This window comes from Arcanobacterium pluranimalium, from assembly GCF_016907845.1.
In the GTDB taxonomy this organism is placed as follows: domain Bacteria; phylum Actinomycetota; class Actinomycetes; order Actinomycetales; family Actinomycetaceae; genus Arcanobacterium_A; species Arcanobacterium_A pluranimalium.
Genome location: NZ_JAFBCS010000001.1, coordinates 130,381 through 154,033 on the forward strand (window position 1 = coordinate 130,381; position 23,653 = coordinate 154,033).

The 23,653-nt window shown below is 51.5% G+C and carries 16 protein-coding genes, 1 tRNA gene, 3 rRNA genes and 1 riboswitch; of the genes, 4 read left to right on the forward strand and 16 right to left on the reverse strand.

What is annotated here, in order from left to right; translation table 11 throughout:
• Nucleotides 1–138: 138 nt before the first annotated feature.
• The 14 genes from JOD55_RS00565 to dcd all read right to left on the reverse strand — a co-directional run bounded on the left by JOD55_RS00565 (nt 139) and on the right by dcd (nt 15,583).
• On the reverse strand, nt 139–1,170 hold the full coding sequence (locus JOD55_RS00565; RefSeq protein WP_204397670.1) for a thiamine ABC transporter substrate-binding protein: 1,032 nt from the start codon (nt 1,168–1,170) through the stop codon (nt 139–141).
• Between the two features lie 50 nt (nt 1,171–1,220).
• A riboswitch (TPP riboswitch) is annotated at nt 1,221–1,325 on the reverse strand.
• A gap of 112 nt (nt 1,326–1,437) precedes the next feature.
• A complete protein-coding gene (locus JOD55_RS00570) occupies nt 1,438–1,824 on the reverse strand; it encodes a YccF domain-containing protein (protein WP_204397672.1) in 387 nt (128 codons plus the stop codon).
• 99 nt (nt 1,825–1,923) lie between these two features.
• Nucleotides 1,924–2,040, reverse strand: a 5S ribosomal RNA gene (gene rrf, locus JOD55_RS00575).
• A gap of 93 nt (nt 2,041–2,133) precedes the next feature.
• Nucleotides 2,134–5,223: ribosomal RNA gene (locus tag JOD55_RS00580) — 23S ribosomal RNA — on the reverse strand.
• Between the two features lie 219 nt (nt 5,224–5,442).
• A 16S ribosomal RNA gene (locus tag JOD55_RS00585) occupies nt 5,443–6,976 on the reverse strand.
• Together the 16S, 23S and 5S rRNA genes form the textbook arrangement of a ribosomal RNA operon.
• Before the next feature lie 71 nt (nt 6,977–7,047).
• Nucleotides 7,048–7,293, reverse strand: coding sequence for a hypothetical protein (locus tag JOD55_RS00590; protein ID WP_204397674.1), 246 nt, complete (start codon nt 7,291–7,293; stop codon nt 7,048–7,050).
• A gap of 207 nt (nt 7,294–7,500) precedes the next feature.
• Nucleotides 7,501–7,755, reverse strand: coding sequence for a DUF4235 domain-containing protein (locus tag JOD55_RS00595; RefSeq protein WP_204397676.1), 255 nt, complete (start codon nt 7,753–7,755; stop codon nt 7,501–7,503).
• Between the two features lie 177 nt (nt 7,756–7,932).
• A complete protein-coding gene (mnhG, locus tag JOD55_RS00600; protein ID WP_204397678.1) occupies nt 7,933–8,310 on the reverse strand; it encodes a monovalent cation/H(+) antiporter subunit G in 378 nt (125 codons plus the stop codon).
• 5 nt (nt 8,311–8,315) lie between these two features.
• Nucleotides 8,316–8,765, reverse strand: a complete 450-nt coding sequence (locus tag JOD55_RS00605) for an MrpF/PhaF family protein (RefSeq protein ID WP_204397680.1) — start codon at nt 8,763–8,765, stop codon at nt 8,316–8,318.
• Nucleotides 8,765–9,445 carry a Na+/H+ antiporter subunit E gene (locus tag JOD55_RS00610; protein ID WP_204397682.1) on the reverse strand — a complete coding sequence of 227 codons (681 nt, stop codon included), beginning with the start codon at nt 9,443–9,445 and terminating at the stop codon, nt 8,765–8,767. Before JOD55_RS00610 ends, JOD55_RS00605 begins: the two co-directional genes overlap by 1 nt.
• Nucleotides 9,445–11,010, reverse strand: coding sequence for a Na+/H+ antiporter subunit D (locus tag JOD55_RS00615; protein WP_204397684.1), 1,566 nt, complete (start codon nt 11,008–11,010; stop codon nt 9,445–9,447). The genes JOD55_RS00610 and JOD55_RS00615 overlap by 1 nt, the downstream gene beginning before the upstream one ends.
• Nucleotides 11,007–11,495, reverse strand: coding sequence for a Na(+)/H(+) antiporter subunit C (locus JOD55_RS00620; RefSeq protein ID WP_204397686.1), 489 nt, complete (start codon nt 11,493–11,495; stop codon nt 11,007–11,009). The genes JOD55_RS00615 and JOD55_RS00620 overlap by 4 nt, the downstream gene beginning before the upstream one ends.
• Nucleotides 11,495–14,713 (reverse strand): Na+/H+ antiporter subunit A, encoded by a 3,219-nt coding sequence (locus tag JOD55_RS00625; protein ID WP_204397688.1) that lies wholly within the window; start codon nt 14,711–14,713, stop codon nt 11,495–11,497. Before JOD55_RS00625 ends, JOD55_RS00620 begins: the two co-directional genes overlap by 1 nt.
• 282 nt (nt 14,714–14,995) lie before the next feature.
• Nucleotides 14,996–15,583: a dCTP deaminase gene (gene dcd / locus JOD55_RS00630; protein ID WP_204397690.1), complete on the reverse strand. Its 588-nt coding sequence runs from the start codon at nt 15,581–15,583 to the stop codon at nt 14,996–14,998.
• A gap of 252 nt (nt 15,584–15,835) precedes the next feature.
• Here dcd and JOD55_RS00635 point away from each other — a divergent pair, with 252 nt between their 5' ends.
• The 4 genes from JOD55_RS00635 (at nt 15,836) to JOD55_RS00650 (ending at nt 19,003) form a co-directional block, all read left to right on the forward strand.
• Nucleotides 15,836–17,164, forward strand: coding sequence for a ferredoxin reductase family protein (locus JOD55_RS00635; protein ID WP_204397699.1), 1,329 nt, complete (start codon nt 15,836–15,838; stop codon nt 17,162–17,164).
• A gap of 143 nt (nt 17,165–17,307) precedes the next feature.
• Complete coding sequence (locus tag JOD55_RS00640; protein WP_204397701.1) at nt 17,308–17,877, forward strand: FMN-binding protein; 570 nt, start codon at nt 17,308–17,310, stop codon at nt 17,875–17,877.
• Nucleotides 17,878–17,924: 47 nt separating this feature from the next.
• Nucleotides 17,925–18,830 (forward strand): FAD:protein FMN transferase, encoded by a 906-nt coding sequence (locus JOD55_RS00645; protein WP_204397708.1) that lies wholly within the window; start codon nt 17,925–17,927, stop codon nt 18,828–18,830.
• 99 nt (nt 18,831–18,929) lie between these two features.
• A tRNA-Gly gene (locus tag JOD55_RS00650) sits at nt 18,930–19,003 on the forward strand.
• A 216-nt stretch (nt 19,004–19,219) separates the two neighbouring features.
• Here the strand turns inward: JOD55_RS00650 and JOD55_RS00655 are convergent.
• Nucleotides 19,220–20,443, reverse strand: a complete 1,224-nt coding sequence (locus tag JOD55_RS00655; protein WP_204397709.1) for an SdrD B-like domain-containing protein — start codon at nt 20,441–20,443, stop codon at nt 19,220–19,222.
• Nucleotides 20,444–20,530: 87 nt separating this feature from the next.
• Nucleotides 20,531–23,644, reverse strand: coding sequence for a DEAD/DEAH box helicase (locus JOD55_RS00660; protein ID WP_204397711.1), 3,114 nt, complete (start codon nt 23,642–23,644; stop codon nt 20,531–20,533).
• Between the last annotated feature and the right edge of the window lie 9 nt (nt 23,645–23,653).

Genomic DNA, 23,653 nt, shown 5'->3' on the forward strand with positions numbered 1-23,653 from the left:
CTGGCCAGATGAAGAATATAAGAATGAACACTAGGGGCAGCGCTATCGCGCTGCCCCAGCCAAGTTTGCTCAATACTTTCACGTGTTCTTGAGATCTTCTTGTGTTAGGCCTTTACCGCACAAATAGACTAGTTGAGCCTATTTGGCAGGGTTAGACTTCTGATAGAGTTCCGACCATTCTTTGAGCCAAGATTCGCGATTCTTCGCTACTTTCTTCAGATCAACTTCGATAGGATTTTTCGGCATCTGGGCGTATTTCTGCCAGTCCTCAGGGAGCTTAACCGAATCGAGCACCGGATACATGTACATGTTCTCCGGGATCGTCTTTTGTACTTTCTCGGAGACTAAGAAAGAAATGAATGTCTGTGCGCCATCGGGATTTTTCGCACCTTCGGTTACTCCGGCGTATTCGACCTGCTCAATGCAGGTAGCGTCTACCGATCCAGTTTTCCCCTGCGAATATGCGGGCGACGACGAATAGCTCAGCACGATTGGGTACGCACCTTTTCCATCACCACCGGAGAAATCTGTGTAGTACGCGCTCGACCACCCGTCGTCGATCTTGGCACCATTAGCAAGTAGGTTCGTCCAGTAGGTTTTCCAGTCGTCACCGTACTTGGTGATAGTTGCGGTGAGGAAGGCGAACCCTGGGGTGGACGTGAGCGGGTCAGTGAGCACCGTGAGCTTCTTGAATTCTGGTTTGAGGAGATCGTCGAAGCTCGCCGGCGCGGCTTGGTTGCGGGCTTTGAACCATTCGTTGTCCACATTGAGGCAAACGTGACCACGATCAATCGGGGTCAATTTATAGTCCACGATATAAGGTGACGAGAAGTCTTTTGGTACAAAATCGGCTGCGAGACCGGCGTCAACGACAGCTTGCGCATTGAATGAGTCAATGCCGAAGAAACCGTCCACTGTGGGCTTATCTTTGTTGAGTTTCAGCTGGTTAAGCACCGTGCCATCGCCTGTCGATACAGTTTTGAGCTTGTATCCTGATTCTTTTTCAAAGGCTGCGATATCTTCTTTGCTCAGATTGAACGAATCATGGGTCAGGATTGTGACGGTTGAGCCTTTGCCCGAATCTGCCTTTTTTTGATCGGCCGCTGAGCAACCTGCTAGTGCAAGAGCTGCCACGGCGACTGTAGCAGCAACTTTACGAAGAGAAAACATTTTTCCTCCAAATAGAGTATTGGAGGGCGATTTCGCGCGCTATTGCACGAAACGGAGAGAACTCGACTTCCTTCGCCGGCATGATCCGGAATCAGGTTCGAGGGTCTGCATCAATTGCACTCTCAGCGCCTTGTGGCGCTCCCCTGTCGGTGTTTTCATTATATTTCGATATGCGCTTTAACGCTACTCAACCTAAGGCGATGGGTAAATGAAGGCATAGTCGCGAGGAGTTAAATCCTATCACCGAATTAGCTGCATTCCATATTATTAGAAAGCGGAGTTCGTTGAAGGCACAATCTGCTTGCCAAACGGGAAGCACGTCACCGGAATAAGTTTAAGATTTGCCCAGGCCATCGGGATGCCAATGATCGTCACGGCCAGTGCGAAAGTCGTTATTACATGCGCAACTGCAAGCCACAAGCCAGCAACAAAAAACCACACCACGTTCATGAGATCTGATCCCAAGCCCGCATTCGGACTAGGAACAACGGTGCGACCAAACGGCCAAAGCACATAGAACGCGATCCTAAAACAGGCAACTCCTGCTGGAATAGTCACGATAAATAGACATGCAATGACGCCGAAAAATACATACGACCAGAACAGCCAAAACCCGCTGAGTACGAGCCAAATGACGTTAAGTATAAACCTCATATTGTGTGCTCCTCTCGCACGCCCAGTTTGTTTGTGTGTGTTTGTTTTGGGTGTTTTTTGGCCCTGGAAACATTGTGTTTCCAGGGCCAGTGGTTTGGGTGACGGCGGTGTCCTACTCTCCCACGCCCTCGCGGGTGCAGTACCATCGGCGCTGGCAGGCTTAGCTTCCGGGTTCGGAATGGGACCGGGCGTTTCCCTGCCGCTATGACCACCGTCAAAACGGTTGGACAATCAACACCATGCATTACTCTGATGGTTTGGTGGTCGGGAATTGTATAGAGGACGCGAAACAGTCTTTGAAACTTGTTTTGTTGTAAGTGATCGGCCATTAGTACCAGTCAGCTTCACCCGTTACCGGGCTTCCACGTCTGGCCTATCAACCCCATGGTCTATAGGGGGCCTCACACAACCCAAAGGTTGTATGGAAACCTTATCTTAAAGCAGGCTTCCCACTTAGATGCTTTCAGCGGTTATCCTTTCCGAACGTAGCTAACCAGCCATGCACCTGGCGGTACAACTGGCACACCAGAGGTTCGTCCGTCCCGGTCCTCTCGTACTAGGGACAGCCCTTTTCAAGTTTCCAACGCGCGCAGAGGATAGGGACCGAACTGTCTCACGACGTTCTGAACCCAGCTCGCGTGCCGCTTTAATGGGCGAACAGCCCAACCCTTGGGACCTACTCCAGCCCCAGGATGCGACGAGCCGACATCGAGGTGCCAAACCATGCCGTCGATATGAACTCTTGGGCAGGATCAGCCTGTTATCCCCGGGGTACCTTTTATCCGTTGAGCGACGGCGCTTCCACAAGCCACCGCCGGATCACTAGTTCCTGCTTTCGCACCTGCTCGACCTGTCAGTCTCACAGTCAAGCTCCCTTGTACACTTGCACTCGCCACCTGATTACCAACCAGGCTGAGGGAACCTTTGAGCGCCTCCGTTACTTTTTAGGAGGCAACCGCCCCAGTTAAACTACCCACCAGGCACTGTCCCTGAACCAGATCATGGTCCAAGGTTAGACATCCAGCACGATCAGAGTGGTATTTCAACAATGACTCCACACACACTGGCGTGCATGCTTCACAGTCTCCCACCTATCCTACACAAACCGTACCAAACACCAATACCAAGCTATAGTAAAGGTCCCGGGGTCTTTCCGTCCTTCTGCGCGTAACGAGCATCTTTACTCGTAATGCAATTTCACCGAGTTCGCGGTTGAGACAGTGGAGAAGTCGTTACGCCATTCGTGCAGGTCGGAACTTACCCGACAAGGAATTTCGCTACCTTAGGATGGTTATAGTTACCACCGCCGTTTACTGGGGCTTAAATTCACAGCTTCAAACCCACAAAGGGTTTTAACCGTTCCTCTTAACCTTCCAGCACCGGGCAGGCGTCAGTCCGTATACATCCACTTACGTGTTCGCACGGACCTATGTTTTTGATAAACAGTCGCTTCTCCCTGGTTTCTGCGGCCATCACCCCTAGACCGTAAAGATCTTCAAGGATCAGGCCCCCCTTCTTCCAAAGTTACGGGGGCATTTTGCCGAGTTCCTTAACCACGATTCACTCGAACGCCTTAGTATACTCTACTCGACCACCTGTGTCGGTTTAGGGTACGGGCGGCTCAGACCTCGCGTCGAGGTTTTTCTAGGCACCACAGGATCACCCTACTTCCCCAAAAAATTGGGTCATCATCCAGCCTCACCCTCCATGTCCCCCGGATTTACCTAAGGAACGGGCTGCGCTGTTAAACGTGGCAAGCCATTAGCCACGCGGAAGCTACCACTGTGCGTCACCCCTGTTAACACGCTTGCCTACACACAAGTTCAGATCCCACGCCATCAACCACACAACCCCCGAAAGGATCACACAGCATCAAGGATGGTTAGTATCACAAGCTTCAACATTGATCGGTCTTTCACCGGTACCAGAATAACAACTGGTTGCCCATCGACTACGCCTGTCGGCCTCGCCTTAGGACCCGACTAACCCAGGGCGGAAGAACCTGGCCCTGGAACCCTTAGTCATTCGGCGGACGGGATTCTCACCCATCATTCGTTACTCATGCCTGCATTCTCACTCGTACGAAATCCACAGCAATTCACACGGCTGCTTCACCTCACGCACGACGCTCCCCTACCCAACAAAAAATATTCTTGCTGCCACGGTTTCGGCGGTGTACTTAGCCCCGCTACATTGTCGGCGCAGAATCACTTGACCAGTGAGCTATTACGCACTCTTTCAAGGATGGCTGCTTCTAAGCCAACCTCCTGGTTGTCACAGCAACTCCACATCCTTTCCCACTTAGCACACGCTTAGGGGCCTTAACCGATGGTCTGGGCTGTTTCCCTCTCGACTACGGAGCTTATCCCCCGCAGTCTCACTGCCACGCTCAACTTTATGGCATTCGGAGTTTGGCTGACGTCAGTACCCCGGTCAGGGCCATCGGCCATCCAGTCGCTCTACCTCCACAAAGCACACGCAACGCTGCACCTAAATGCATTTCGGGGAGAACCAGCTATCACGGAGTTTGATTGGCCTTTCACCCCTACCCACAGGTCATCCCCTCCATTTTCAACTGAAGTGGGTTCGCGCCTCCACACGCTCTTACACGTGCTTCACACTGCCCATGGGTAGATCACCCCGCTTCGGGTCTAGAACATGCAACTACAACGCATTTTAAAACTCGCTTTCGCTACGGCTACCCCACACAGGTTAACCTCGCTACATGCCACTAACTCGCAGGCTCATTCTTCAAAAGGCACGCCATCACCCCCACCAAGAAGGCTCTGACGGATTGTAAGCGTCCGGTTTCAGGAACTATTTCACTCCCCTCCCGGGGTACTTTTCACCATTCCCTCACGGTACTATCCACTATCGGTCACGCAGAGTATTTAGGCTTACACAGTGGTCTGTGCAGATTCACACGAAATTTCACGAGTCCCGTGCTACTCGGGAACACACTCTAGGGAGGCTGCAATGTTTCACCTACGGGACTATCACCCTCTACGGTCAGGCTTCCCAACCTATTCACCTACACCACAACTTTCTCACTCCCCGGGCCCCTATCAGAAGACCCACAAACGCATCCCACAACCCCGGACATGCAACAGCTGATACCTATCACACACACCCGGTTTAGCCTCATCCGCTTTCGCTCGCCACTACTCACAGAATATCTTTTCCTGCCGGTACTAAGATGTTTCACTTCCCGACGTTACCCCCACACGCCCTATACATTCAGACGCAGGTAACCAGACATAACTCTGGCCAGGTTTCCCCATTCGGACACCCTCGGATCACAGCTCGTTTGCCAACTCCCCGAGGCTTATCGCAGGCTACAACGTCCTTCATCGGCTCTACATGCCAAGGCATCCACCGAACGCTCTTAAACACTTACAAAAAACCAAAGATGCTCGCGTCCACTATACAATTCTCAACCACCACACCAACACCACACCCAAACACCACACAACAGCGATATCCAGACACAGGCAGCACGGAACCAATTATCCCGAACCCCAACAGCATGCCAACTTCCCACAACAACCCACAGAAAACCCCAAAACAAAAAGCAACCACCACAACAACAGTGGCCACCACAAAAACAGGGCTCCCTAGAAAGGAGGTGATCCAGCCGCACCTTCCGGTACGGCTACCTTGTTACGACTTCGTCCCAATCGCTAATCCCACCTTCGACCACTCCCCCCACAAACGCGGTTAGGCCATGAGCTTCGGGTGTTACCAACTTTCGTGACGTGACGGGCGGTGTGTACAAGGCCCGAGAACGTATTCACCGCAGCGTTGCTGATCTGCGATTACTAGCGACTCCGACTTCATGGGGTCGAGTTGCAGACCCCAATCCGAACTGAGACTGGCTTTAAGGGATTCGCTCCACCTCACAGTATCGCAACCCTCTGTACCAGCCATTGTAGCATGCGTGAAGCCCAAGACATAAGGGGCATGATGATTTGACGTCATCCCCACCTTCCTCCGAGTTAACCCCGGCAGTCTCTCGTGAGTCCCCACCATAACGTGCTGGCAACACAAGACAAGGGTTGCGCTCGTTGCGGGACTTAACCCAACATCTCACGACACGAGCTGACGACAACCATGCACCACCTGTACACCACCCCGAAGGCTGCCCTATCTCTAGAACATCGCAGTGCATGTCAAGCCTTGGTAAGGTTCTTCGCGTTGCATCGAATTAATCCGCATGCTCCGCCGCTTGTGCGGGCCCCCGTCAATTCCTTTGAGTTTTAACCTTGCGGCCGTACTCCCCAGGCGGGGCACTTAATGCGTTAGCTACGGCACAGAACCTGTGGATAAGGCCCCACACCTAGTGCCCAACGTTTACGGCATGGACTACCAGGGTATCTAATCCTGTTCGCTCCCCATGCTTTCGCTCCTCAGCGTCAGTAACAGCCCAGTAACCTGCCTTCGCCATCGGTGTTCCTCCTGATATCTGCGCATTCCACCGCTACACCAGGAATTCCAGTTACCCCTACCGCACTCTAGTCTGCCCGTACCCACTGCAGCCCCGGAGTTAAGCCCCGGTCTTTCACAGCAGACGCAACAAACCGCCTACGAGCTCTTTACGCCCAATAATTCCGGACAACGCTCGCGCCCTACGTATTACCGCGGCTGCTGGCACGTAGTTAGCCGGCGCTTATTCAACACCTACCCTCAACCCAAAAGAGCCTTGTTCAGTGCTAAAAGGAGTTTACAACCCGAAAGCCTTCATCCCCCACGCGGCGTCGCTGCATCAGACTTGCGTCCATTGTGCAATATTCCCCACTGCTGCCTCCCGTAGGAGTCTGGGCCGTATCTCAGTCCCAATGTGGCCGGTCACCCTCTCAGGCCGGCTACCCGTCGAAGCCTTGGTAGGCCATCACCCCACCAACAAGCTGATAGGCCGTGAGCCCATCCCCATCCAAAAAATCTTTCCAACCATCCCCATGCGAGAACAGCAGAATATCCAGTATTAGACCCCGTTTCCAAGGCTTATCCCAAAGACAGGGGCAGGTTACTCACGTATTACTCACCCGTTCGCCACTAATCCACCCCCCGCAAGCGAGAAGCTTCATCGTTCGACTTGCATGTGTTAAGCACGCCGCCAGCGTTCGTCCTGAGCCAGGATCAAACTCTCCACAAAAAACCAAACACCCCCACCACCACAACAGCAGCAGAAGCATCCAATCCATACATGAAAAGCCCAAAACAGACTCAACAAAAAACAAAAAAGCCAACCAAACACCCCCACCACCACAAACAAGCAGCAGCAAAAGCACCCAGCCAGCCAAAAAACATCACCCAACCAGCCAAAACCACCAAACAGCAGCCCCAACCAGCCAGACAACAAAACATATCATAAAAAGCTGACACACTATTGAGATCCCAAACAACAAACCCACACCCAACAAACAACCCCACAAAAAGAGGAGCCATCCACCAGGGAAGCAACTTCTCCATCTTAGTACATGCTCGATTAGTTTTCAAATCTGAGTCATGCTCATTTTTGGAGATCTATGCCACTCGCAAAGGAAATTCGGCGTTTCGCCGGCTTTCCGTTCGCTTGGCGACAGGAAAATACTTTATGCGGACACGCAGGTCAGGGTCAAATCTGGACGCCGTGTCACTACTCACATAAAAAATTTTGAAGCAATTTGCTTTACAAATTTACTTTACATTTGGGTCTTTGCCATAAGCTTTTGTGGCTTTACGACGCAATACTTCCGTTACAGCAGCATTGACTGCAGCGGTCACAGCGGTGAACACAATAACTTGTACCGCTGGTAGCTCACTATCCGTCTCATCTCCTTGTGGAATGGTATTACCGAGACCCTTCTCCCACACCGTCTCCACAATCTTTTGCGCAACGAAACCAGATCCAGCTGAGATTCCGAGCGTTACAAGCTTCCATCCGAGATTCATGTTTCCACCTTTCGATATGAACTCATTATCTCAACATTTCGGAGAAACCGCAGGTTTTCACTCGCATTCCACTGTGCGCGCAAATGTTTTCTATAGTATTGTTCTAAAAAATGCACGAATGAGTTGGCCTCGCAAAACGAAGACCTGCCGACGCTAGTCTCCTATTTCACGCGTCGTTCATGCTTCGCGTCCAGTTGAAGCTCCCATATCTTCTCCGAGTTCGTCTACCACAAGTTCCTCCTTAGCCACATGACCAGCACGATAGCCTGCTCGCGACATCATGTGCGCTGAAATTGGCGAGGATATTAGTTGAAACGCAATCACAATTAGAAGAGTCCATGTAATCGAGTTTTCCCGCACAAGCAGGATCACTCCCAGTAAAAACATGATCACTGAAAACACCTGCGGTTTCGTAGCAATATGTTGGCGTGACAACAGATCCGGATAGCGCAGCATACCAAGAGCTGCAATGACGGTGAACACCGTGCCAATACATATAAGGAAAAGCCCCACCGCGTCTGCTATGCCAGCCCAATTTACATATGTAAGATTCATGGTTTTCACTCACCCTCGCTCATTTTCCGCGTTTCCTGAGATCCAATTTCCCAAGATTCATTGGACGACGCCGATCCATCGGCACCCAGCGATTGTTCCGTCTGCTCGTGCCGCGTTTTTCGCTCACCTAATTCCCCTGGTCTGCGTCGGTTGTTGCCGCGCACTGAGAAGCGCGCGAGCGTCGTCGATCCAAGAAAACCGACTATCGAGAGCACGATAAACACCGGCAAGAGATCCAAACGCCTCGTGTGAGCTGCGAGAAGCGCACACGCGCCGACGAAAATTGCCGTCATCATATCCACGGCCACCATTCGATCGAGCGTCGTCGGCCCTTTCGCTACCCGCACCAGAACGAAGACGGCGGATACCACCAACATTCCAGCACATACGCCAAGCACAAGATTAACCATGATCTCGTCCATCCTCTTTTCGTACATCTCGTAGATCGCGTACATCAGCTCCAGTTTGCGCAGTTTGTGTCGTTTTCCGAGGCAGACGACGTTCGCCGCGCACCGAGCGTTTCTGGTGCGTACGGCGTCGGCATTTTCCCTGCCGACGGCGACGAGCCTGGAACGTAACCAGCCGCCACGAGTTCGTCGTGGGAAGCGAATGCACGCAATACCCGTTCTTCTTGCTCTAATAGCGTCTGATGGACGCCAGCGATCCCACCAGCAAGTTCAGTATCAAAAACATGCACATAAAGCGTGCCTGTAGCCTGATGAGAATCGACAACGACCGAGCCGGGAACCAAGCCCGTCATCCCCGCCACCATCGCACGATATACATCCGAATGCGAACGCAATTGCACGCGAATGATCGCTCCGCGAGGCCGCCGTCGTCTTAAGATAAACGCAGCTTGAATCCACGAAGCGCGCACAATATCCCACAGAAAAATCGCAACCAACCGCACAACTCCCCACGGGCGGAAACGGCCATCAAACGGAGCTGTGGGAAAAGGGGCAACCGTCGTCACCAGCAGCGCAACCAAAAAACCAGCGAGGAAATTTCCTGTCGTGAAATCTCCCCACAGCATCACCCAGGCGATCGTGAGCCACACCAGCATCCCCATAGACGCGTGGGGAAACCGCCCTGGACGCCGGGTGGCACGCTTGATCGTCTCAGCAGCTTTCGTCATCAGTTGTCACCTCGCTCACCGGAGGTCACTTTCTCGGAAATTCCCGAACCGCGCAGTCCATCTGGGAGTACAGCCGAGACGTAACTTGTGCGTTTATACAGATCAGAAGCAGTATAAGCTGTATAGGTGCTGATAGGGCCGGCAAGTAACGAGATGCCGATAGTTATTGAGAGCAAGGCGGCAGTAGCGCCCACCATTCCCGACGGAGTCGGTTTTGACGGCAGAACTTCTGGCGCATCTTGCCAGAACGCCATATTCCATGCGCGCATCACGGCATACAGAGTGAGCAGGGAAGAAATAATTCCTGCAGCCACGAGCATCCCGTCGATATGCGTTCCACGCTGCACCGCGGCTTGCATTAGACCGATTTTCCCGAAAAATCCCGAAAATGGTGGTACGCCAGCTAAATTAAGAGCAGGCAAAAGATACAAAACAGCAATCACCGGAGCCGTTTTCGCTAAAGAGCCGAGTTTAACGAGCGACGTCGATCCGCCACGCCTTTCGATCAAGCCGACGACGAGGAACAACACCGTCTGAACGGTAATATGGTGCACCGCGTAAAAAATACCAGAGCTCAGACCTGTGACCGACGCAGTCGAAATACCCCAGATCATATAGCCAATATGCGACACCAGCGTGAAGGATAGTAAGCGTTTAATATCCACCTGAGCCACAGCGCCAAGGATGCCGATTATCATGGTGAGAGCTGCGAACACTCCCAGCACTTCATTAACGGCTGCCCCATTGGGCTGGTCTGGCGGGAAAAGCAAAGTTTGCGTGCGAATAATGCCATACACTCCCACTTTAGTGAGCAGGCCAGCAAAAACCGCCGTCACGGGCGCCGGAGCAATCGGATAAGAATCAGGCAGCCATGCAGATAACGGAAATATCGCCGCTTTGATCCCAAATCCTACAAGCAACAACACCTGAATCGAGAGCCGCACGTTGGCATCTACTTCTGGCAGTCGAAGCGAAAGCTGAGCCAAGTTCACAGTGCCGGTAGCTGCATAAATCATCACAATAGCGAGCAAAAATACCGCAGATGAGACGAGCGAGACGACCACATACACGGTGCCAGACCGGATTCTTTCCCGCGTTCCACCAAGCGTGATCAGCACAAACGAAGCGAGCAGCAGCATCTCGAAGCCAACGTAAATATTGAACAAATCGCCGGAGAGAAATGCATTAGAAACCCCAGCTGAAAGTATCAAAAATGCCGGATGATAAACCGCTAAAGGAGCCGCGTCCGCGCCGTCTGAAACACCTTGGGAAATCGAATAGAGTAGCACCAAAAACGTCACACATACCGACGTAAGCAGCATAATCGACGATAGTTGATCAGCTACGAGTGTGATGCCAAGCGGAGCGGCCCAGTTCCCGATATCGAGTACCACAGGCTGTGAGCGAGCCATCCATAGCAATACTGCCGCCACTACCAGCACTAATGCCAAAACGGCCACCGAGACAATTAACTGCAATCGACGCCACGAGGCGCATGCTAAAGAAACCCCTGCCCCGAATAGTGGCAATACGATAGGAAGGGCAATGATATAGTTTCCCATCATTGACGATCACCCCGCTGCTCACCAGCAAAGCTTCTATCCACTGGCGCATCCTCAGTCTCATCATGCGTATCAAGCGCATCCTCTTCGAGTGGGAGCGGCACATCTGCTCGAGCTGCCAGCCGATCTTTCTCAAAGCGACGAGCGATACGCGTGTCTTCGGCGTCGTCTTGAACTTCGTCATTACCTTCGAGCTGCCACGACCGATACGCCATCGCCAGCAAAAATCCTGTGGTCGATAAACCGATAACAATCGCGGTGAGCATCATTGCCTGCACGAGCGGATCTGCCATCTCATGTGCAGGCGCAGTTCCCACAATTGGCGGCGCACCTGCTTTACCTCCTGCAACGAGGAAAAGCACGTTAATTCCATTGGTGAGATTGGCAAGTCCGAGCACGATACGCGCCAGCGAACGCTCCAAAATCAAATAAACTCCAACGCCGATGAGGATCGCGCCCAATAGGAGAAGTGCGAATGACACATTCATCAGTGACCTCCCAAGCTGCGCAAAGATGCACCGTTTGCGTCGTGGTAGCGGCGTCCAGGATCGTCGTCGTGCTGATGGGCTGCCTCCCACGCGTCCCTTTCCTCACGACGACGGTCGAGCGCGGGCGTGATCTGGGCAGTATCGTGGTGCGCATGTGCGTCGAGATCTCCGTGCCGATCAATTTCGGCGCCGAGCGAGCGCAAAATCTCTAAAACCAATCCGGTCACGATCAAGTAAACTCCCACGTCAAAGAACAGTGCAGTGGCCAGTTTTATCGGACCAAAAGCGGGCAACACCGCTTCCAATTTCACCGTTTGCATGATCGTACCGCCAAAGAGCAGCGGGAACAGAGCATAGATCGCGGCAAGCAACAGGCCACTACCCATAACGTGCCCAGGGTGAAGAGGTAAAGCTGCTCCCAGTTCATATCGGCCACCAGCCACATAACGCAAAACCAGCGCCACACCTGCCATAATTCCGGCAGCGAAGCCGCCACCTGGATGATTATGCCCAGAGAAGAGCAAAAACAAGGAAACGATCACCATCGTGTGGAAGATGATGCGAGTGCCTACTTCGAAAATTTCCGAACGCCGCACCTCAGGTAAAGTGCTCGAACCTGCCAGCCAGACTCGTTTCTTTTCACTCGTTCGACTGCGGATCTGCGCTTCATCCTCAGAAATAGCTGCGGCGTGCTCGCACTGAATGTAATTCTTAGATTGCATGAAGTAGGAGGTATGAGCATTCATGCCGGCGCGATCCACCTGTGGCAAATTCCGAAAACGGTCGATGCGCCCGCTGCGATCTCGAATAAATAGGAGTGAGGAGATACCCACGGCCGCCGCGATCACCACAGAGATTTCGCCGAAAGTATCCCAAGCACGCACGTCTACGAGGGTTACATTCACGATGTTCTTTCCGTATCCGTAGTGCTGAGCTTCGTCGTGGAAAGTTTGCGTCATTGATGCGGCCATGCGCGCATTCGCAGCAAACCATGCCAAAACCGCTGCTCCTGCCCCTACTCCAGACGCCAACGCAATTCGAACCCAACGATTCCAACGAATCGGTCGAGTAGAGAAATATGCAGGCAAGCACCGCAATACCAGAATAAAGACGACGAGCGTCATAGTTTCCGCCAAGGTCTGCGTCAATGCAAGATCTGGCGCTCCGTGCAACTGATATATCAGCGCAACCGCGTAACCAGAGACTCCAATAAGCAAAACCGCTTTCATGCGGTGGCGCGCACGCGCCCCAAGTAAGGCAGCGAGTGCGGCAATAATGGCGACGACGAGTTGCGTCGGGGCGTCGTAGGCTCGCAGAGAAATATCAGAATTTCCACCAGCAAAGAGGTAGGCGAAACCGCCAGTTACCAGCATAAAGAAGAAGATCGTTGACAGATACACGGGTAAGGAGCCGCGTTGCACGAGCGATGTAATAAGACGCGAAAAAGCTTCAAGTGTTTCGATACCAATGTGAAAAGCGCGCTCTGCTCGAAGTGGGAATTCGATATTTTGCAAAGTTTCAAACCAGCGAAGATTGACAGCAAAAATAACCAAGCCCAGCACCAAAATACTGACCGTGATCGCTAAGGCAGTATTAACGCCACCCCACAGCACAAGTTCACCTGGACTGCCAGAAAGTTGCTCCACGTAGGGAGAGAACATGCGGTCAAACCCCGCATACGAGAATCCACACGCAATGCCCCCTCCGACCAGCACTGCGATTGGAGTGAGCATGAGTAGAGAGTTCTTGTGCGGTTCTAGGCTTGCTGCTGACGAGTTATTGGCAGTTAGCTGCTGATTGGCAACGGCTGGCTTGCTGGAACCTGCTGGTTTATTAGCATACGCAGGTTCGTTGGAGCCTGTCGGTTCGTTGGCGCCTGCCGACTTATCAGCAAAAGCACCCCACCAAAATCTCAGTCCATAAGCAACTGTGAAAAGCGATCCTACCGTTACTGCGAGGAGTAAAACGTACGCTACCGCATTATTTTCAACAAGCAGAGAATGAAGAGCTGCTTCTTTTGCTACAAAGCCCAAGAAAGGTGGCAGGCCGATCATTGATGCGGTTGCTATGGCAGCCATAGCACTCAAAATCGGCATTTTACGCCACAGCCCATTCAGCTCGCGCAAATCTCGGGTACCGGTAGCCCAATCGACCACTCCAACACACAAAAATAACGCAGATTTGAACAGTGCATGAGCCACCAACATAGTGAGTCCAGCCAACATCATCGAAGCAGTTCCGTAGCCGACGAACATGCTAAGTAGGCCTAGCTGGGAGACCGTACCGAACGCCAATAACAATTTCAGATCCGTCTGCTTCAACGCACGATAACCACCCAATATCAGCGTTATCGTTCCAGCGAAGAGAATCGCTATTCGCCACACGTCAGACGACGCCAAGCCTGGGGCAAAACGCGCAATTAGATAGATTCCGGCTTTAACCATCGCAGCCGAATGTAAATAAGCCGATACTGGCGTCGGTGCAGCCATAGCTGCAGGCAGCCAAAAGTGGAATGGCACGATGGCGGACTTAGTGAAAGCACCAATCAGAATAAGCACTATCGCTGTGGTGATAAGCGCAGCCGACGTACCAGCATGGTTGCCATGACTTACGCCGATCATTCCTGCCTGCGCATGATCTACTAATTCAGCTATATCAAAGGAACCACCAGGAATCGTGCCAAGAATGATCAAACCGGTGAGCATCGAAAGCCCACCCGTCACGGTCACGATAAGAGCCTGCATTGCCGCACGACGCGAAAAACTCCGGCTATAGCTATGACCGATGAGCAGGAACGAAAGCACCGTTGTGAGCTCCCAAAACATATAAAGCGAGAGCGTGTTATTGGTAGTGACTAATCCGAGCATGGCTCCGGTAAAGCCAATAAAAACTGCAGCAAATCGGCCGAGTCCCTGCGCTGATTGGGAAAAATATCGGCTCGAATAAACTAATACGAGTGCGCCAATTCCGGTGACGATCAGCGCCAAAACGTACGATAAATGATCAAGTCGGAAGTTCAAGGTGAAACCGAGCTGTGGCGCCCACGCCAAGCTGCTCGTTGGGAACGCACCGCGCACGACGTCGTCGTAACAGCTTGCGACGTAAGCGAAAGATACCGCGGGAACCGCTGCAAGAATTAAGAAACCAAGCCGACCACGACGCATAACAATGGGCGCAAAAAGAGCGGATACCACGTACAGCGTCATTAGTGCGAGCATTGTCCTCCAAGATAGCAACAGTTCATACTCGCAAGTGCCATTGCATCATTTGCATTATTCGCGAACCACCATTTGCAACATCACAACAGCAAAAGGGCACCTACGAGGTGTGAGTCCTGGAAAACACTGCGATTAATCAGCGCAATTCCGAGGATTCAGCACAAGGCGTCGCTAACATCTTATCGAAGCAATGGTATATAGGCCGAGAGTGTCAGCTATCAGCTCAAAGCAAACGGCAACGTCGCAGTGAGATAGAGTCACAATGCAGTAAAATCACAGAAATCAGAGCTCGCGCGAGACGTCGATACGGTGAAAATTCAGATGCGAACGCGAAGCAGTTGGCCCCCGCTGACCTTGATAACGCGATCCCGTAGCGCCCTGACCGTACGGACGCTCAGCAGCCGAAGAAAGCTGGAAGAAGCACAGCTGCCCCACTTTCATGCCTGGATAGAGCTTGATCGGCATAGTTGCGGTATTCGAGAGCTCTAGGGTCACGTGTCCAGAAAAACCAGGGTCAATGAATCCAGCCGTCGAGTGCGTGAGCAATCCAAGGCGGCCAAGTGAGGACTTTCCTTCGAGCCGGGCGGCGATGTCGTCAGCTAACGTGACCTGCTCAAAGGTTGCACCAAGCACAAACTCACCCGGGTGCAGAACGAACGAACCGTCGGCGGGAACTTCCACGCGCGTCGTCAGATCGGACTGATCAGCCGCTGGATCAATCACTTCATACCGGTGATTGTTGAACAGGAGAAAGTATCGATCCAGATGTACATCAACCGAAGATGGTTGAATCATCTGCGGATCCCACGGATCTAGCGCAATGCGCTCATCGGTAACAGCTGTACGAATATCACGATCTGAAAGTAACACCCTTAAATTGTGTCATGAATACCCACGAATCGACAATAATCATCCGCCACCCTCCTCCTTAGAAAATGTAAGTCACCACACATTCCCATTTAAGGAAGCCCTTATTTTCAGCACCCATCGACGCTATGAGCACAGTATTCACCTTTTAAAATCACTGTGCGACACACCCAATTCCCAATAAGAAAATCACATCCAGTCAACTCCCAGAAAACTCCTAGGGTTACAAGAGTCTCCGGCACTCTAATTAATCTCATGAAAACGAAACGTGACACCCAGCGACTCGAACGTCGCGCACTACTCGCCCTGTGCGGCGTCGGCCTCATCGGCGGAATATTACTGGGTCTGACCCTCCTCAATCTCGCGAGCGCAAGTGGCACGTGGATTTATAACCTCTCCGTTCTTGCAGCAGTTATTGGCACGTACGACATTCTCATTATGCTGCTACTCATTTCGCGCCTTCCGATCATTGAGCGCGCATACGGCCAAGACCGCCTGGTGGTATGGCATAAACGCTATACCCCGTGGGCGCTGTGGCTGATCATCGCACACGTCTTTCTCGTCGTACTGGACGCTGCGGGCGGTTTTTCCGCGATGAGCAACTGGTTTAACGCCCTGTGGAACGATGTGCTCACCATGGAATGGGTATTTGCAGCGCTCATCGGTCTGATTCTGTTTTTCGTCGCGGGGATCACGTCGTGGAATCGTGCACGTAAACATCTCAAGCACGAAACCTGGTGGACCATCCATCTTTATATGTATTTGGCGGTGCTTTTTGCGTTCCTCCACCAAGTCGAAATTGGCGGACCGTTCGCACAAGGTTTCGGAAAGGCTTTGTGGGTGGCGTGCTACGGCGTCGTCTTTGGAATGATCGCCTGGTATCGCGTTGCAGTGCCCTACCTGCGCTCACGCAGGCACAAGCTCGTGGTGGAGAAAGTTATTCGAGAGAGCGACGACGTCGTATCCATCGTCGTGCGTGGCTCCCAGTTGCGTAAGCTCAAAGTTGCGCCCGGACAGTTCTTCAACTGGCGATTCGATGCTCCAGGCTTGGCTTACGAGTCCCATCCATATTCGGTGTCGGGAACGCCTGTTAATGACCGGATGAGAATCAGCGTGAAGAATTTGGGCAATGCCTCGGGAGCGCTTGCAACTATAAAGCCTGGTACGCGCGCCTATATTGAGGGGCCTTATGGAGCTTCCACCGATGCACACGCGCTTGGCACGAACCGCACGGTGCTGATTGCTGGCGGAATCGGGATTTCTCCGATTATCTCCTTGGCGAGGGCTATTGCTGGCACACAGCCGGTTGACCTGGTGTATCGCGTATCAAATAACGCCGAAGTGGCATTGAGAGCCGATCTCAGAGCTTTGGAAGAAACTCCACAGACGCGTGTGCATATTTTGCCTGGTTCGCGTGCGATCTACCCCATGGATGCGCAGATGCTGGGCACATTGCTTGGCGACGTGCGTGGCGCAGCCATCTATATTTGCGGCCCAAATGCTTTTAACGAGACGGTGCAAGCGGCAGTAACCGAGCTCGGCGTGCCCGCCCAGAACGTACACGTTGAACATTTCGACTGGTAAATACGCCAAGTCCGTTTGTTATCCAGATTGCTATCCAGACAATCAACCAGATTGTCAACCAGATTCAATCGGCTATTTTGAAGCAGACTCAACAGGCTATTTTGACAGATTATTTTGACCCGAACTCAACAGATAGAAACATCATGAAAACAACTCGAAAAGGCATCGCTATTGGAAGTGCAACCTTGCTGGGCACGCTCGGCGTGCTCGCCTCTAACCCGGTTCTGCAGCTGGTGCAAAATTCTCAAGGTCCCGATCAGGGGTCAGATGTTTTTGCACAGGCAGAGCAAGATTCCGGTTTTGGAATGAACAGCAATACTGGCACGTCGACGAACGGACCAGCGAGCCAGGCAAGCAGCGGTGCTAATGGGGCGTCGTCATCCGGCAAGGCACCGTCCGGCACGTCGTCTGGCACGTCGTCGTCAACAACTTCGGCACAAGGCACCGCTTACGACGGTACCGCGCGGAATAGATATGGAACTACGCAGGTGCGGGCGTGGGTGAGCGACGGAAAAATCACCGACATCAAAGTGTTGAAAGTCCCCGGTGACCACGAATCTCAGCAGATCAACAGCCGGGCGATGCCAACTCTCGTGGAAGAAGCCTTGCAGAAGCAGTCGGCGCAAGTGTCGGGCATTTCCGGTGCTACATACAGCGTGAAAGCGTTCAAGCAGTCACTGCAGGCAGCCTTGGATCAGGCTGGCATTAAGTAGCTGGAATTACGCAATAGGAAACGCGAGATAGTAATAGGAATTGTGCGATGAATGTTGAACTTTTGCGAGCGAACACGCGAGCGCGTCGGCACAGCGAAGATATCTGGGGTACCGTGGTTACGATTGACGTGCGCGAGTTGCCCGGTAGCGTTTTACCAGCAGATTCACAGATTGACCAAGCGTTTGCCGAGTGCGTTACTTTTATGCACGACGTCGATGCCACGCTATCTACTTTCCGCTACGATTCCGCTGTTACCGCGTATCGCAGCGGTTGGCGCAAGCGCTACGAACTCGATCGGCACAATCGCGCCGACGCCATGCTGCTTGAGGTGATCGAAGCCTGCGAATGGGGAAAGGCGGTCACTCAGGGCGCTTTCGATCCATGGGCAGTACCAGGAGGTTTTGACCCGTCGGGTTACGTCAAAGGATGGGCTGCCGAGAAAATGGCGCTCATTTTGGGCGAACATGGAATAGATAATTTCAGTGTTAATGCAGGTGGCGACGTGGTTAACCGCGGACACGCGGGAGTGGCTGGCGACAGTGTGGCTGAGGCGGCTGGTACTGGTGAGCTGGTCGGTGAGGCAGGGCTGTACAACGTTGGCACGGAATCGAAGGCAGAAAGCACGCCCGTTCCGTGGCGAATCGGCGTGCGGCATCCCGACGACGCCAGCGCGATCGCGGCAAGTTTCGAGGTCACGAACGCGGCGATTACGACGTCAGGCACTTACGAGCGCGGAATGCATATCGTGAATCCGTTTGGCGCAAACGGATTGCGCGCACGCTCTGCCACAGTGATCGGGCCCGACGCCGGAGTGGCAGAGATAGCTTCAACAGCCCTAGTGGTTTGTGGACGCGAGGGAGCCCAATGGTTTGGTGAGCTTGGCGGATACAGCGCCTTCGGCGTCGACACTGGGGACACCGAGCATGCTTGGCGAATAGGTGCGTGGGAATGACGGCGGATTTTGGAGGCTAGGCTAAGGAATGCCTCGAGCATGCAGAATTGAATATTGGGGCGCGAATAGCTTAAGATTTACTGGCACGCAAACGCGTTCGCGGGTGTAGTTCATCGGTAGAACGGCAGCTTCCCAAGCTGCAGAGGCGGGTTCGACTCCCGTCACCCGCTCCACTATGACATGGACACTAACAAACTCCATCACATATTTAACGAGTGTACTTTAGTAGCACGTCAGATTTGGCAGTATGCCAGGTCGAGTAGAGAACATATTGTTATCAGAAAATATATCCTCGATAGAAATGCAGAACGCACACCTGCACACTCCAGTACACGCACGCGCCAGACTAACCGGCCACCACAACCAGCCGACGAGTCTTTACCTGAAAATCAACGATCCTTGACCCGACTCAGCACGCCCAGTCCTGCCACAAACAAACAGCCAGCTAAGGCAAGCAAAATTCCCGCTTTCACCGAGCCGGTCGTTGCAAGTTCCTGCCCCTGGACGGAATGGGGTGCCGGCGTCGTCGTCAATTGTGAGGACGAAGCTCCCGCTACGCTACTGGACGCAACGGAAGGCGTCGTCGAGCCGTTCACCGAACCGGTGAGCGTCGCAATTCCAGTAGAAACGTCAGGATTCCCCGTAGTAGGCACAGGCCCAGTTATCGGATTTTCTGGCAGGTTTTCAGGCAACGGGTTGTCAGGAACACTTCTCGGAACGATGGCATGGAACTCTGATCGCCCAACAATATCCTTATTTGTCCAGACACCAACCGCATCGACCGTCAATTCACTAATGTGTTCCGTGGTAGAAATATCGTTGATTTGTGATGTACACGTGAAGCTATCACCGACGGGTAAAATACCCACATAATCGCTACTATCAGCCTCACCCAACGCACTGAAGTCACAATTCAGATTTTTCCCGATCACTCCCGAAGTATTAGCAAGCACCTGGTATGACGGATTCTTAACGAGTAGCTCATCTTTACCCGTGTTCGTCACCTTGTGCACGAGATCCACGGATGGGGCACTTGCGTCAACTTCCACCGTCATGGACGACGACGGCGCAGCACGTCCAGTTGCGTCAGTCGTAGTTACATCCATCTTTACTTCTGGGATAAAACCCGCATCGATGGAATTATCCTCATACTTCGCAAAAGTGAGACTATTGACCAAAGCATCAGAACCATTTGAGTCCAACATTGGGTCGCCACTGTTCACCGTAGTTGGCACATACCCGTCAGGCGGCCTGAAATGAACGATAAACTGCGTCGCCTCAGGACTAGTGTTGGCTGGATCAGAAGCATCAAAAGGAATAACAATCGAGTACATTCCAAAGTCGTCCGTGACCACAGGATCAATCGGAGTGTTCGTAATAGGATTGATAACTGGAGATCCGTCTAGGTGAGTTACCGAAACAGTAACGCCAATAAATCCAGGTTCACCCATTTCTTGAACGCCGTTACCGTTCAAATCTCCCCACACCAAGTCACCTATGATAAACACCGGCATCTCAGCATGGGCTTTTGGTGCCACACAAATTGCGCCGTACAGAAGCGTCACGATAGCAAATAAAAGCGCAGATACGCTCGATGCAAGTTTACGACTCACTATGAACACCTCAACAATAATAAATAAAAGAAATTTCAACTACATTATATTTATTTTGCCCATAAAAACCACTTAGAAAAAGTGAGATTATGCGGCATTGTGCCCGTCAATAATTCGAATCGTCTTGCGCACAGTTTCGCTACCAAGACTCTCATAGAGCGATTTGTTACCAATGATGTAGAAGTTCTGCTTTGCTCGAGTCGCAGCCACATTCATCATATTCGGTTCTCGCACTGCCCAAGCTGCTGCTCCTTTACTATTCTCATCTGCACCAAGCACGAGAAACACTATAGGAGCCTCTTTACCTTGGAATGTATGGATCGTCCCGATGTTCGTTGGTTTTCCTGCAACTCTGCGAGTAAATCCAATCTTGTCGAGCTCTTTAGCTAAACAATCGGCAACATTCTTGAAAGGAGAAATAACGTAGACGACGTCTTTTGCGCGCGCGTCATTGATACTCGGATCTTGCAAGATCATGGCCTGGAGCTGCTGACGAAGAAACTCACCTTGTTCTTTCACATACTTATTATTCGCTCGCCCACCAATATCTATCCACTGCGCTTCCCCAGCACAATCGTCACTTTGCACCATCTGCCCGTGATAGGAAAGCTCATTCGAAATAGTAAACATTGGACACTGGCAACGTCGGTGTACCCACAACGGGATCCCAATCCACGACTCAGGATCGTTAACCTTGGGATAACAGCCATACTGACTGGCCATGTCTACCAGAGTTTGAACCGATGCTGCTTCCGACAGGTACCGCTCGCTCGTCTGGTAATAGTTGCCAAGCATAGTCAAGACATTAGACTGCAACGTCAAAACTGGTTTGATCTGAGATGGATCACCAACCGCCGTCACATCACGCGCTCGGTATATTGCTCCTACTGCCGCTTGCGGCAAGGCTTGACCCGCTTCATCAATGAAAACATGGCCCAGCTCCCGTGGTCCAATATTGCGCAACATCCGCGAAACGCTTGCAAACGTAGAGCTAATAACTGGAATAGCCATACTAATCCAGTTCCACGCAGCCTTGATTGCACGTTTATTGTCGGCGTAAGCATCCTGCCTAGACCAAATATTAATAGCGGCTTGAAGGTTCTTAACATTCTCGTACAGAAACTCTTTTCGCACCGCCAATGCCAAAGCAAATAATTGCGACTGCGCGTTTCTATACTTTGAATCAAACCAAGGGCTCGAACGTTGCAGCTCGTCATAAGATAACGAAAGATCTAGCGGTTTTCCACTCAGTTCACTCTCCCTTGCACGCAAGGAATTAATTCGTTTGCCGAGCTCTGCCATTTGGGACTGTATATTCCGATCCCATTTTTCAAATTTCTCTTGAATATCGACACGTTCTAGCTCAGCTTGCGCGCATACTGTATGAACCTGCAGCACGCGGCGTTCTATCGTGCTCTCTTCCTCTGCCAGCTTCTTATCTTTATGAAGTAATACCCGATAGTCACGACGCATCTCGCCCATGTCTTCGCGGTGTTTCTTCCGCGCTTTCCTCCCTGCGAAGAAACCAGGTTTCTCTTTCTCTTTGTGGTATAACTTCGCTTCATGATCAATAATTCGATCACTTAGCTCCAAACGCGCCACACGAATACGAGCGCCACTTTCCTCCCAATCCGCAACCTGTTGAGCGCTTTGAGCAATAAGTCCTTTTACCTTTTGAACTACAGTCTCTACTTCCTGCGTCTTGACCACTTTTTGTTTCGGGTATTCGCTCTGGAGATGCTTCAGTTGTTTCTCAACTTCCATTCGCTCCTCAATCGCCCGTTTTATATCGGAAGCTCTAGCGCGCATGTCCTTAACGCGCCGATATTGCCCCTCAAATATCTCGTAAATAGCCGGGTTAGGCTGATACGTTTGTGTGAGATAATCGCGCATTAATTCGATACGGTCAAGCATATTGTTAATATTTGCGGTTTTGCCACCCTCAAGTGAGAACATGCCCCAGTTTTTCTGTTGCTGTGGTTTCGACACGACTACGTGTTTCATCTTCCCATTTTCGGCCTTTTTCCACATGGATTGAACATCCGCATTAGCGATATCCGTAAAATAATCCACATACAGAAGATCATCTAGGAGTCGCGCATCTAGTCCTTTGGATAGAGGCAGTTCTTTGACGATGTTTTGAACGGCACCATTGTTAGAGCTCAAGACGACGATGCTATCCTTTGCGATGGAATCGGGCACTTCTCCGATACTCGCTTTATCCCAATATACTGTTGCCGCAGTTCCTTTAATCATACGGTTATCGAGACGACAGATATTGTGCGCTTGTTTCACCACGAGTTCAGCAAAAATGTCCTTAAGCAAAGTAGTCTTTCCAGTTCCAGGCGGGCCATTAACACTGCGGATATCTTGATAGTCAAAACCAATGCACAGATTGACTGCAACCTGTTGCATCAAAGAAAGACCGTAGTCCGTATTGCTTGGAAATCTTCCGAGTGGATAGTTCTCGGGATCCAAAATCGCTTCAAGAGCTGCACCATTAAACTTAGAGGAATCCTTGTTGCTATCGAGATTGATCCGTTTAACGGGATTGCCGCCATATAGATATGCGTCCAAGTTTTTCGCCGAAATATCCTTTGCAGATTCAAGGTCTGCAATGAAAAATGAATGAAGATTTGCGATGTCACTATCGAGGTTTTTCACTACTTCAAATGCGCAATTCTTTAATGAGATACCCGCTTGATCCAAAATATTTTCTAATGTTTTGTTAAATAGATCGGCATCACCTTCAAGATCCTGAAAAGCCTGCGCAATTCTGTTACCGAAATCTACTTCAAACCGTTTAAATTCAGATTGTGACGGAAGCTTTGATCGCTTTTTGATGTATCCACTTTCAGTAAAAAAGAATTTCGATCCATCATAGGTGAGATTCGAACCAAAACACAGAACGAAACTGAATTTATTTCCATATTTCAAGTCTTCTTCTAATTTTGGAAGCCTAAACTCGTGGCGTAGAAAATCTACTACATCCCCAAAATCAAAAATATCGGCGTAAAACACCAAACCAGCATGCGGATTATTGGCCAGCTTCTTCTTTTCTATCGCCGTGCGAAAAAGACGGAAAAAATCTCGGTCGTCAATATTATCAAACTTGACGAGGTTGGCATGATGAGGATTTATATCACCTTCGGAAAGATGCTCAACCATGATCCATGCGTCGAGAATATCAGTTTTGTTCATGAGCATGCC

Coding starts and splice junctions, on each gene's coding strand:
- JOD55_RS00605 (WP_204397680.1), bottom strand. CDS start 8,765: ATGTACGCGATCTACGAGATGTACGAAAAGAGGATGGACGAGATCATG.
- JOD55_RS00660 (WP_204397711.1), bottom strand. CDS start 23,644: ATGAACAAAACTGATATTCTCGACGCATGGATCATGGTTGAGCATCTT.
- JOD55_RS00610 (WP_204397682.1), bottom strand. CDS start 9,445: ATGACGAAAGCTGCTGAGACGATCAAGCGTGCCACCCGGCGTCCAGGG.
- JOD55_RS00625 (WP_204397688.1), bottom strand. CDS start 14,713: ATGCTCGCACTAATGACGCTGTACGTGGTATCCGCTCTTTTTGCGCCC.
- mnhG (WP_204397678.1), bottom strand. CDS start 8,310: ATGAATCTTACATATGTAAATTGGGCTGGCATAGCAGACGCGGTGGGG.
- JOD55_RS00565 (WP_204397670.1), bottom strand. CDS start 1,170: ATGTTTTCTCTTCGTAAAGTTGCTGCTACAGTCGCCGTGGCAGCTCTT.
- JOD55_RS00645 (WP_204397708.1), top strand. CDS start 17,925: ATGAATGTTGAACTTTTGCGAGCGAACACGCGAGCGCGTCGGCACAGC.
- JOD55_RS00595 (WP_204397676.1), bottom strand. CDS start 7,755: ATGAATCTCGGATGGAAGCTTGTAACGCTCGGAATCTCAGCTGGATCT.
- JOD55_RS00590 (WP_204397674.1), bottom strand. CDS start 7,293: ATGGAGAAGTTGCTTCCCTGGTGGATGGCTCCTCTTTTTGTGGGGTTG.
- JOD55_RS00570 (WP_204397672.1), bottom strand. CDS start 1,824: ATGAGGTTTATACTTAACGTCATTTGGCTCGTACTCAGCGGGTTTTGG.
- JOD55_RS00615 (WP_204397684.1), bottom strand. CDS start 11,010: ATGATGGGAAACTATATCATTGCCCTTCCTATCGTATTGCCACTATTC.
- JOD55_RS00640 (WP_204397701.1), top strand. CDS start 17,308: ATGAAAACAACTCGAAAAGGCATCGCTATTGGAAGTGCAACCTTGCTG.
- JOD55_RS00620 (WP_204397686.1), bottom strand. CDS start 11,495: ATGAATGTGTCATTCGCACTTCTCCTATTGGGCGCGATCCTCATCGGC.
- JOD55_RS00635 (WP_204397699.1), top strand. CDS start 15,836: ATGAAAACGAAACGTGACACCCAGCGACTCGAACGTCGCGCACTACTC.